This is a genomic window from Chitinivibrionales bacterium, from assembly GCA_014728215.1.
Lineage (GTDB): Bacteria > Fibrobacterota > Chitinivibrionia > Chitinivibrionales > WJKA01 > WJKA01.
In genome coordinates this window covers 1-11,313 of the sequence record WJLZ01000203.1, presented here as the reverse complement: position 1 = coordinate 11,313, position 11,313 = coordinate 1, and the positions used below count along the sequence as shown (strand labels likewise).

Annotated in this window: 13 protein-coding genes; all 13 read left to right on the top strand. The window is 47.1% G+C overall.

Features of this window, described 5'->3' with window-relative positions:
- Positions 1-53: 53 nt before the first annotated feature.
- The 13 genes from GF401_18605 (at position 54) to GF401_18545 (ending at position 10,627) form a co-directional block, all read left to right on the top strand.
- Positions 54-1,574, top strand: a complete 1,521-nt coding sequence (locus GF401_18605; protein MBD3347070.1) for a glycosyltransferase — start codon at positions 54-56, stop codon at positions 1,572-1,574.
- 78 nt (positions 1,575-1,652) lie between these two features.
- Positions 1,653-2,036, top strand: coding sequence for a MarR family EPS-associated transcriptional regulator (locus tag GF401_18600; GenBank protein ID MBD3347069.1), 384 nt, complete (start codon positions 1,653-1,655; stop codon positions 2,034-2,036).
- A 234-nt stretch (positions 2,037-2,270) separates the two neighbouring features.
- On the top strand, positions 2,271-3,308 hold the full coding sequence (gene gmd, locus GF401_18595) for a GDP-mannose 4,6-dehydratase (protein ID MBD3347068.1): 1,038 nt from the start codon (positions 2,271-2,273) through the stop codon (positions 3,306-3,308).
- Between the two features lie 160 nt (positions 3,309-3,468).
- Positions 3,469-4,479, top strand: coding sequence for a GHMP kinase (locus tag GF401_18590; GenBank protein ID MBD3347067.1), 1,011 nt, complete (start codon positions 3,469-3,471; stop codon positions 4,477-4,479).
- A complete protein-coding gene (galU, locus tag GF401_18585; GenBank protein MBD3347066.1) occupies positions 4,476-5,357 on the top strand; it encodes a UTP--glucose-1-phosphate uridylyltransferase GalU in 882 nt (293 codons plus the stop codon). The genes GF401_18590 and galU overlap by 4 nt, the downstream gene beginning before the upstream one ends.
- 64 nt (positions 5,358-5,421) lie before the next feature.
- Positions 5,422-6,378, top strand: a complete 957-nt coding sequence (locus GF401_18580) for an NAD-dependent epimerase/dehydratase family protein (protein ID MBD3347065.1) — start codon at positions 5,422-5,424, stop codon at positions 6,376-6,378.
- Positions 6,371-6,871 carry a hypothetical protein gene (locus tag GF401_18575; protein ID MBD3347064.1) on the top strand — a complete coding sequence of 167 codons (501 nt, stop codon included), beginning with the start codon at positions 6,371-6,373 and terminating at the stop codon, positions 6,869-6,871. Before GF401_18580 ends, GF401_18575 begins: the two co-directional genes overlap by 8 nt.
- The gene (locus GF401_18570) at positions 6,868-7,068 is read left to right on the top strand and encodes a hypothetical protein (protein MBD3347063.1); all 201 of its coding nucleotides are present in this window, start codon (positions 6,868-6,870) and stop codon (positions 7,066-7,068) included. The genes GF401_18575 and GF401_18570 overlap by 4 nt, the downstream gene beginning before the upstream one ends.
- Positions 7,055-8,185, top strand: coding sequence for an aminotransferase class I/II-fold pyridoxal phosphate-dependent enzyme (locus tag GF401_18565; GenBank protein ID MBD3347062.1), 1,131 nt, complete (start codon positions 7,055-7,057; stop codon positions 8,183-8,185). The genes GF401_18570 and GF401_18565 overlap by 14 nt, the downstream gene beginning before the upstream one ends.
- A 269-nt stretch (positions 8,186-8,454) precedes the next feature.
- Positions 8,455-8,859 carry a hypothetical protein gene (locus tag GF401_18560; protein ID MBD3347061.1) on the top strand — a complete coding sequence of 135 codons (405 nt, stop codon included), beginning with the start codon at positions 8,455-8,457 and terminating at the stop codon, positions 8,857-8,859.
- Positions 8,822-9,268 (top strand): DUF86 domain-containing protein, encoded by a 447-nt coding sequence (locus GF401_18555; protein MBD3347060.1) that lies wholly within the window; start codon positions 8,822-8,824, stop codon positions 9,266-9,268. The genes GF401_18560 and GF401_18555 overlap by 38 nt, the downstream gene beginning before the upstream one ends.
- A gap of 131 nt (positions 9,269-9,399) precedes the next feature.
- Entirely contained in the window at positions 9,400-9,648 is a 249-nt protein-coding gene (locus GF401_18550) for a hypothetical protein (GenBank protein MBD3347059.1), read from the top strand.
- The gene (locus GF401_18545) at positions 9,638-10,627 is read left to right on the top strand and encodes a hypothetical protein (GenBank protein MBD3347058.1); all 990 of its coding nucleotides are present in this window, start codon (positions 9,638-9,640) and stop codon (positions 10,625-10,627) included. The genes GF401_18550 and GF401_18545 overlap by 11 nt, the downstream gene beginning before the upstream one ends.
- The last annotated feature ends 686 nt before the right edge of the window (positions 10,628-11,313 follow it).

Here is an 11,313-nt window from a genome sequence, read left to right as displayed (position 1 = left end):
CGCAGGAAGAAATAGTTAAAGGCGATGCCCATATTTCGGGGCAGAAAAGATTTATGACCGCTCTCATTATTCTCTGTATTCTCTATATTCTCTGTTCGGTAACACTTCTTGCCTATGGTCTTCAGTGTTATGTTCTGACCGGGCTGTTTATCAGGAAGCGCAATCAGGTAGTACCCCGTCAGCGGGAGATCATGCACAAATTCGATTTCCTTACCGATGAAAGCCGTTTCCCCTCGGTTATCATTCAGCTTCCCATGTATAACGAAAAGACGGTTGCCGTGCGTGTTATTGAAGCGGCTGCGGCCATGGATTATCCGGTTTCCCGCTATGAAATACAGGTTCTCGATGATTCCACCGATGAAACCCGGGGGTATGTCGATGATGCGGTTACTCGTCTCGGCAAAGAGGGGGTTCGCATCAGCGCTATCCGGCGCACCGACCGGACCGGTTTCAAGGCCGGCGCACTTCAGCACGGCTTACAGTATACCGATGCCGAGTTTATCGCGATTTTCGATGCCGATTTCGTTCCGAAACCAGATTTTTTGAAAAAAGCGCTTCCTTTTTTCGTCGACCGACCAAAACTGGGGCTGGTGCAGGCCCGGTGGACCCACCTCAATCCAAAGGCATCCCTGCTGACACGGGGGCAGTCCGTGGGTATCGACGGTCACTTCATGGTCGAACAGGCGGCGCGAAGCTGGAATAACCTGTTCATGAATTTCAACGGCACGGCCGGCGTGTTCCGTCGTGAAGCTATCGAAACTTCCGGCGGATGGCAGCATGATACCCTCACCGAAGACATGGATCTTTCATACCGAATGCAGCTCAATGACTGGGAAACCGAGTATGTACCCGATATCGAAGTCCCTGCCGAAGTCCCCGAGGATATCAATGCCTTTAAAAATCAGCAGTTCAGATGGGCCAAAGGATCGATTCAGACCGCTATAAAAATTGTTCCCCTTCTTATTGAGAAAAAGATCTCTGTTTTTAAATTTTTGCAGGCAATTCTTCATCTCACCCATTATGTGGTTCATCCACTCATGCTCATGATGGCATTGCTTTCGATGCCGATTTTATACTTCGTAAAAATATCGCTGTCGCCGTTCATGTTCGGTATTGTTGTTTCATCGATGGTTCTTGCTACCAGCGGACCATCAACAATGTATATGGTATCGCAGCATTTTCTGGGTAATAAAAGTATTAAGAAATTTTTCCTTATTCCTATTATGATGCTGATCGGAACAGGCCTCGCGGTCAACAACGGGAAAGCTGTACTGGAAGCCCTTTTCAGATTACAATCACCGTTTCATCGGACGCCGAAAAAGGGCGAGAAAAACGGCGGCTACTACAAGCCTCTTAAAGACATCACCGCACTTATCGAGATTGTCATGGGTTGCTATTGCCTGATAAGCCTGCGGATGTTTTTCGGCTATACCAATTTTGTGGTCAGCCCATTTCTAATGCTCTATGCATCGGGATTTATGTTCGTGGGAGCATTATCGATCATCCATTTTCAGAAACCTGATCTGATCGATTTCAAATTGAAACGATTCGGTTTGGCGCAGAAAAAAGTATAAAATCTTCACGGCCCTTTTCTCGTAATCCCTTGTATTTAAAATTATTATCATAAATTATTTAAGAAAACACTTGCATCGATGGGGTTCCCGAAGTATAATTTTTGTTCACAAGTTGAACAAATGAAACCAAATATCGAATACAAGATCATTCGAGAAATCGAAAAAGAGCCCTGTCAGACCCAGCGCGGTCTTGCAAAGAAGCTGAATGTCAGCCTGGGAAAGGCGAATTACGTGCTTGCCGGCCTTGTTGAGAAGGGTATTATCAAGGCGAAGAAACTGAAAAATCAGCCGGGGCAAATCCGGTGGCAGTATCTTCTAACGCCCAAGGGGGTTAAGGAGAAGATCGTGATTACCCAGGGATATCTCAACAATCGTCTCGATGAATTCGACAAGCTGCAGCAGGAGATCACCGAATTGAAAAAAGCGGTCGGTGACATATCGCCTTTGAGTAAACATCCATAACGCAGATTGGCACTGCCGGTCTGCTGTTTTTTTTGTAGCCGAACCTTTGGCGCGGAGTGGGAAAATTACCCGGTACCGCTGATGGGGGAAAGGTGCGTCTTTGGGTAAATCCGAAATTCGAAATGAAGCAAGCACTAAGATATCCACCTAAAAGAGATTGTATTCTGTGACAACATGGCCTTCCAGGCCATATTGTAAGCTCATTAAAGCACGACTAAGCAAGGGAAAATCCACATGTCTCCAAAAAAAGCTTTCATTACCGGTGTTTCCGGTCAGGATGGTTCTTATCTTACCGAGCTGTTGCTCGATAAAGGGTATGAAGTCCACGGGATGATCCGTCGGGCGAGCAGTTTTAACCGGGAGCGGATCGAACATATTCATCAGCGAGGCAAGCAGAAGGAAAATTTTTACCTTTACTACGGCGATGTCTCCGACAGCAGTAATCTCAACCGGTTGGTGGAGAAAATTCAACCCGATGAGATCTATAATCTTGCCGCTCAGTCTCATGTGAAAGTCTCCTTCGAGGTGCCCGAGTATACCGCCGAGGTCGATGCCCTGGGAACCCTTCGCCTGCTCGACGCCATCAAGGAGACCGGATTGAAATGCAAATTCTATCAGGCGTCGACATCAGAACTCTACGGAAAAGTGCAGGAAGTTCCCCAGAGCGAAACAACACCGTTCTATCCCCGTTCGCCCTATGGGGTAGCCAAACTGTATGCGTTCTGGATTGTCAAAAACTACCGTGAAGCCTATAATCTTCATGCAAGCAACGGCATCCTTTTTAACCACGAGTCCCCCCGACGGGGAGAGAATTTTGTCACCCGAAAAATTACACTGGGCGTTACCGGAGTCCAAGCCGGGACCAAGGACTGTATCCGGCTGGGAAATCTCAGTGCCCGCCGGGACTGGGGATACGCACCCGATTATGTGAATGCCATGTGGCTCATGCTGCAAAAAGAGACGCCCGATGATTACGTTATCGCCACCGGTGAAATGCATACGGTCCGTGAGTTTGTGGAAAAGAGCTTTGCATGCCTCGATATGGAAATCGAATGGCAGGGCGAAAATGAGAATGAGAGAGGTGTTGATAAAAAGAGCGGAAAAACGGTCGTGGAAGTCGATCCGAAATACTATCGTCCTACCGAAGTCGAACAGCTCTGTGGGAATCCAACAAAGGCAAACCAGGAACTTGGATGGAAACCGACCGTGACCTTTGATCAGCTGGTTGAGATAATGGTAAAAGCCGACCGGGAAACGGTCAAATCGAGATAAGAGTAAGAGATAGAACGCGGATAACGCGGATGCGACGGATTTTCGCGGATTTGAGAAAAAATAGACATGAAAAAGAAAACAGAAGTTGAGTAAAAGATACTATGCCCGGCATGTTCCCATTACTCCATAGCTCCAATACTCCATCACTCCAAATCTTCCTATGATTATTCGAACTCAAGCTTTTCCCCGCGCTGCGCTGATCGGTAATCCCTCCGACGGTTATTTCGGGAAGACGATCGCTTTTACATTCAGGAATTTTTATGCCGGGGTGGTGCTGTACGAATCACCGGAGTTGGAGATCCTTCCGAGCGTGCGTGACCATTCGGTATTTCAAAGCATTCAGGATCTTGTGCTCGATGTCAACCATCACGGGTATTACGGCGGGATCCGTCTTTTGAAAGCGGCCATAAAGGTATTTCACGATTATTGCTCCGAAAAAGGAATTGTTCTTCATAACGATAACTTCACCATTCGTTATTCATCGAATATCCCCCATCTTGTGGGACTTGCGGGCTCGAGTGCGATCATTACTGCCTGTTTTCGGGCACTCATGGCCTATTATGGGGTGAAAATTGTCAAACCTGTCCTTGCTAATCTTATTTTATCGGTTGAAAAGGAACAGCTCGGCATATCCGCAGGTCTTCAGGACCGGGTGGCCCAGGTTTATCAGGGCCCGGTCTATATGGATTTCAATCAGAAGCATATGGATGAAAAGGGCTATGGCATCTATGAAATGCTGTCCCGGGACCAGTTTCCATCGTTATATATCGCCTATCGGGCCGACCTCTCGGAGGGCTCCGATATTTTTCATAACAACCTTCGGGAGAGGTTTAACCGGGGCGAGTCTGAGGTTATCGAAGCCATGGGCAAATGGGGTGAGCTTACCGATAAGGTGCATGATTCGCTGGTTGCGAAAAAGAATGATCGAATCCATGATCTTCTCAACGAAAATTTTGATATACGTAGAAAACTCTGCCGTATCAGTAAAGATAATATCGCCATGGTTGAAGCTGCCCGGGGCGTTGGAGCAAGCGCAAAGTTCACCGGCTCCGGCGGCGCAATAATCGGGACCTATACCGATGAAACTATGTTTCAATCGATCTGTGAAGCCCTGACACCCACGGGAGTTGAGGTTATCAAGCCCGACATTTCACCGGAAAGTGACGAATGAGTAAATCTGCGGTTACTAAAGCGATTATACCGGCCGCGGGGCTGGGAACACGATTTTTGCCGGCAACAAAATCCCAGCCCAAAGAGATGCTTCCTATTGTCGACACGCCGACAATCCAGTATGTTGTCGAAGAAGCCGTTGCTTCGGGAATAACCGACATCCTGATGATTATCGGAAAAGGTAAACGGGCGATCGAGGAGCATTTCGACCGCAATTTCGAGCTGGAAAATGTCCTGAGTGAAAAGGGAAAGCAGGCCGAACTCGATGCAGTCCGTCGAATAACCGATCTGGCAAATATTCATTTTGTATGGCAGAAGGAATTGAAAGGGCTTGGTGATGCCATCGCCCATGCAAAATGCCACGTCGGCAATAACCCCTTTGCCGTGCTCTTGGGCGATACGGTTATCGAAACCCAAACAACACCGGCGATTAAACAGTTAATGACTATCTACGACCGCTATCACGAGAGTGTCATTGCTGTGGAAGAAGTTCCCCGGGAGCGGGTAAGCAGATATGGTGTCATCGACGGCAAGTGTATCGATGACCGGGTGTATCTGATCAACAATTTTGTAGAAAAACCCAAGCCCGAAGACGCCCCCTCAAATATGGTGGTCGCCAGCAGATACGTACTTTCGCCCGACATTTTCACCTACCTTGAATCGACACCCCCGGGAATCAACGAAGAGATCCAGATCACCGATGCGCTCAAGCTCATGCTCAACGACCGGGCTATTTACGGCAAACACCTCGAAGGCAAGCGCTACGATATCGGCAACAAAGCCGAATTTATCAAGGCAAGCGTGCTTTTCGGACTGAAACGGGATGATATGGGCGATGAGTTGCGAAGGTGGATAAAAGAGTTGGCGAATGAATGCTAATGCATTTCAAACTCTCACCGCATAACATTCAAAGGTCAAATGTCAAAAACAGGGAATTAGTATCATGAACATTCTCCTCACCGGCACAGCCGGCTTTATCGGGTTTCATGTCGCACGGAAGCTGCTTGATAGAGGCGACAGCGTTACCGGACTCGACAATTTCAATCCCTACTACGATGTGAAAATCAAGGAGGACCGGAATGCGATCTTGGAGAAATATCCCGGATACCGGGTTATCCGATGTGATCTTCATGATGCTGAGGGTATGAAAAAGGCTTTTGAGTCGGGTCCCTACGAGGTTGTCTGCAACCTTGGCGCCCAGGCCGGTGTGCGCTACTCGCTTGAGCATCCCCATGCCTATATTGACTCGAATATTTCGGGATTTTTAAATGTATTAGAAGGGTGCCGTCATACCGGAATCAAGCGCCTGGTCTACGCGTCGTCGTCGAGTGTGTATGGCGGTAACACCAAGCTTCCCTTTTCGGAGCAGGACCGGGTGGATACGCCGGTGAGTTTATATGCGGCCAGCAAGAAAGCCAATGAGCTGATGGCCCATTGTTATTCACATCTGTACGGTTTTCAGACAATCGGGCACCGGTTTTTCACGGTTTACGGTCCCTGGGGTCGGCCCGACATGGCCATGTGGCTCTTTACCAAGGCGATCCTGGCCGGGGAGCCGATCAAGGTGTTTAACAAAGGCGATATGCAGCGGGATTTTACCTATATCGATGATATTGTACAGGGAGTGGTTGCATCACTCGACGCTCCTGATCTGGCGCAGTGTGAGGTCTTTAATCTGGGAAATAACCGCTCCGAGAACCTTGTCGATTTAATTACGCTTATAGAAAAATGTCTGGGGTGTGAGGCACACAAAGAGCTTTTACCCATGCAGATGGGTGATGTCAAGGCTACCTATGCCAATATTCGCCATGCAAAGGAGATGCTGGGCTTTGAACCCACCACGCCAATAAGCGAAGGCGTGCCGAAATTTATTGCCTGGTATAAGAGCTATCATGGGTGATCAGCAAAGTCATCTTCTGGAAATGCTCCATGAACTGGCGAGGGCGAAGGTCGAATTTATTGTATGCGGTGGTGTTGCGGCGGTCCTTCATGGAGTGGAACGGATGACCCTCGATCTTGATCTGTCGGTCAAAATGGACAAAAAAAATATCGAGCACCTCGACCGGGTGGTCAAAAAGCTGGGTCTGGTCCCCCGCGTTCCGGTTCCCTTGCTCAGTATCAGCGATCCTGAAAAGGTAGCGATAATGATCAAGGAGAAAAATGCGGTGGTTTTCAGCTTGATCGATAACGAAAAGCCATTCAGGCATATCGATATTATGCTGACCAGAGAGCATCTGTATGAAAATTTACTCCCTTCAAGTGAATGCATTACAATCAGGGGAGATACAATCAGGGTCATTTCGAAATCAAAACTCATTGAAATAAAAGAGAAAATAAAGCCGCCACGGGATAAAGATAAAATCGATATCGACACGCTGAAAAAGCTGCTATGAAGAGAGAAGAATTTGAAAAGGGAACCATCAGTTTCCGCAAGAAAATAGAGACACTGTCGGAATCGGATTTTGACGGCCATACTGCATTTCAGCACATGACTGCCGAGCAGCGGTTGGAATGGGTCTCCAATGCCGCACAATTCTGGTTCGAAACACGAATTAACATTGAGGATAAGCCGGGAAATGCAATTCATTGATCTCAAGGCCCAGCAGGCATTAATTGAAACCTCGCTAAAAAAGCGGATTGAAACGGTTCTGTCCCACGGCAAATATATCATGGGGCCCGAAATTTTCGAGCTTGAAGAAAAACTTGCGAACTACTGCGGGGTAAAGCATTGTGTGTGCTGTTCCAGCGGCACCGATGCGCTTCTTTTAGCACTGATGGCCTATGATATCGGTCCGGGTGATGCTGTTTTTACCACGCCCTTTACGTTCATTGCCACCGCCGAGGTTATTTCCCTTCTGGGAGCGACCCCGGTATTTGTTGATATCAATCCGGAGACATTCAATATCGATGCCGGCAAACTGCAACAGGCGATCGCTGATGTAACGAGCGGTAAAAAGTCTTCGCCGGGCGCGCCTGAGGGCCTGAAACCACGGGGCGTAATCCCGGTCGATATATTCGGATGTCCCGCCGAGTACGATACCATAGGAAAAGTCGCCCGGGAAAACAACCTTTTTGTTCTGGAAGACGCCTGCCAGAGTTTCGGCGCGCGCTATAAAAACAAAAGAGCCTGCAGCCTGGGAGACATGGCGGCAACGAGTTTTTTCCCTGCCAAACCCCTGGGGTGTTATGGTGACGGTGGCGCCGTATTCTTAAATGATGATGCGCTCAGCGAAAAAATTACCTCGATCAGGATCCACGGTCAGGGAAGCAATAAGTACGATAATGTGCGGATCGGTCTCAACGGAAGAATGGACACCATGCAGGCCGCGGTGCTGCTCTGCAAGCTCGACCTGTTCGACAAGGAGCTGGAGAACCGCCAGGGTGTCGCACATCGGTATGGGGAAGCATTGAGCGGCGGTTTTACCTTGCAGACCGTGCCCGAACATAGCATGTCGGCATGGGCACAGTACGCGATTGTGAGCGATAATCGTGATGAAATTATCGGGAAACTCAAGGCTGCAAATATCCCGGCAGCAATTTATTACCCCAAACCGCTTCACCTGCAGGACGCCTTTTCATTGCTGGGGCATACAAAAGGCGATTTTCCGGTATCGGAATCGATTGCGGACCGGATTTTCAGCGTGCCCTTTCATCCGTACCTGGAAAAAGAGGACCAGCAGCGGATTATAAAAGCGATACGAGGATAGAACGCGGATGACGCTGATTTTGCCGATGTGCGCAGATAAGAACGGAAATTGTGGTTTAAGAGGGAGAAGAATTGCTTCAGGAGCGCGGAGAACTACATTCAATGAATGAAAACGACATCACGCTCCTCCGCTCGTTTTTTTCTTCGATGATGTTGAAGAGAGTCCCGATCCGGTCAGCCTGAACAGCACCGACAGGGAGAGTGTTAAAGGCTGGTTCAGATCACGGGAAAAAGAGATTACTGAAGGCCTTCTTTGCTGAAGAAAAAAACATGAATCATCAAGTGGAATCAATTGTTTCGCGTATTAAAATCGTGCTTGAAGACCGGGTGGAGTTTGCCTTACTTTTCGGGTCGGTTCTGACTGAAAATTTTGCCGATGAAAGCGATATCGATTGTGCGGCCTATTTCAAAGAACCGCCGAAATCCTTTTCAGATCGGGCACAACTCATAATCGATCTTGAAGATGCATTACAAAAAAAGTTTGATATGATATTCCTGAATTCTTCGGATATAATAATTACCATGCAGGTGCTTGCAAACGGTGAACTGGTAATCAATAATGATCCCGGCAAATTTGTCGTTTATAAAGCTCAAAAGATAAGCGAGTATATCGATTTTAAAAAAAGCAGGAAAATCATTGAAGATTCCATGCTGCGCGGCAGGATATATGCTTGAAAAAGACGCCATACTCTCCAAAATATCGATAATAAAGAATTGCCTTAAGTCTATTGTCAGGGCAAAGGATATGGAGGAGGGGGCAATCGATGAAATCTTTCTGGATGATATCATTTCAGTGAACCTTCAAAGAGCAGTGCAGGCATGTATCGATATTGCCCATATTATTATTGCTCAAAAAGGCCTCAAGCTTCCTGCAACCTATAAAGAGTCATTCGGGATCCTGGCAAAAGAGAAAATTATCACCGGAAGCATTGCGTCTACAATGATGAAAATGGTTGGTTTCAGGAATATCGCTGTCCATGAATACCAGGCTGTTGATGATACAATCATGATGTCGATTATTGAGTGTCATCTGAAAGACTTTGAAGTATACTATACTCAAATTTACGAATACATCAACGATTAGTTTATAACAAAAATCTTTTAGTGAGAATGAAAAATCCTGGCTTGAGTTAAAACGTAAATGGAAAACGACAAACCCGGGATTGCTCGAACAACATGAAGATCTCATTTTGGTAGCACAGCAGCTTATTGGAGGTGAGTAATGATATTAAGCTCGGAAAGCGGGCCGAATGGATGGCCGAGTGGCTCATGATGGCAAATGATATCGAGGACGAGGACGATTATTCAATCTGCAATCTGAAATCACCTCACCCATCACTCCAGTACTCCATTTCCCCATCATCTGTGATTATCTGTGCGAATCTGTGGTTCCCCATTCTTTTCCGCGATATTCCGAATGTTCCATGGGAAATCCATTCAAAGGAAATAGCCTATGACCAATGATACAAATTTTCAACCCGGCGGCCCAGCCATGCAGCAGCCGATTCAGCCGCAACCGCAGATCTACACCGATCCCGATGAAATCAATCTTCTGGAGTATGTCTACGAGCTTGTCAAAAACAAATGGCTGATTATTGGCGTGACAATTCTGGGTTTGGTGCTGGGCTATGTGGCTGCTCGTATCAAAGGCCCGACCTATACGGCCACTGCGGTGATCGCACCCAAGGAGAACGATTCCCGGAAAATGCCCTCGGTTTCAGGGTTCGGCGCCCTGGGAGGCCTGGTAGCCAGCCAGCTCAATATCGGCGGCAATGCCAGCCTCGATAAAATTGATATTGTGCTTGACAGCAGGAAGTTTGGTGCCGAGCTTCTGGAAAAATACAATCTTATACCATCGGTATATGAACTTGTTGCACCCAAGTATTATAAGGAAAATTATAACGAAGATGAAAAGAAATGGGTTGCCGATTCTCTCAAACCCGAGCCCATGAAAATTGCAGGGGTAGTCAATGGAGAATTTTTAGAAAGAGAAGTCACGAAATCGAATACAATGGAAATAAGCGTAAACAGCAAAGATTCTTCATTCAGTCATACCTTGCTCGAAAACGGCCTCGAATATCTCGACCTCTATATTCGCGAATCGACCCAGGAAGACGCCAATGAAAATATCAAGTACCTCGAAAAGCAGCTCACGGTTGTATCGGACCCCCTCTTGCGCGCAAAAATCCAGGAGTTGGTCGCCCAGGAGTACGAAAAGGCGATGGTGGTGAGTAAGGAGGCGTTCCAGATTATCGATCCTCCCTTTCCGAGCGTGAGTCATAAGGAAAAAAAACTCTATCCTCTTGTTTTTGCTTTTGGACTCTTTTTTCTGACCGTGCTCTTTGTGGTGTTCAAACATGCCTTTGTTTCGGGGGAGAAAACCGAAGAAGACAAAAAGCTGATCGAGGGCATTCGGCGCGAGTTGCGACTGGGGAGGAGATAGAACGCGGATGACGCGGATGCGACGGATTATCGCGGATCTGAAAATTTGGGTGAAGAGATCGTACACTATTCGACATTTCTCTCATTATATCTGTGCACATCTGAGTTATCTGTGGTTCCCCCTTTCTTTTGCCGTGGGAATTAACACCCACGAATCATACGAATTGCGCGAATAGAGAAATGCCGGATGCAGCTTCGCCTTATCGCTGTAGCTCCGGGAGGGCTTGGAAGCCGGATCTGCAATCAAACCAATATACAAGTGCTATGCCTATGGAGCTGAATTTTTCCTATGCCGGTCTGCCGGCATAGCTTATAATCAGGCATTTTCCCTAAAAGGGATACAAAGGGATGGCAATCCCTTTCCATATAATAAACTTCCATATAATAAATTACCAATGATATTATTTCGAATACTTCGACATTTCGATAAATTCAGTGCAGCGCTTTCGAGTTTTGACTTTCGACCCTCCCCCCATACATACCCCCTATGCCCCTAAAGTATCTTTTTTCACAAAACACTTGTTCAATCGGTGAACAGAGGTGTATGCTTATTATTCCTAAACGGTTGATTTGGCATGCGATTGCGTAGTACCGCCGATGGGGGAAAGGTGCGCCCACGGGAAAAATTCCCGAAAAAAAGTAATACAAAATGATCGATAAAAAATTCTGGCACAATAAAAAAGTGTT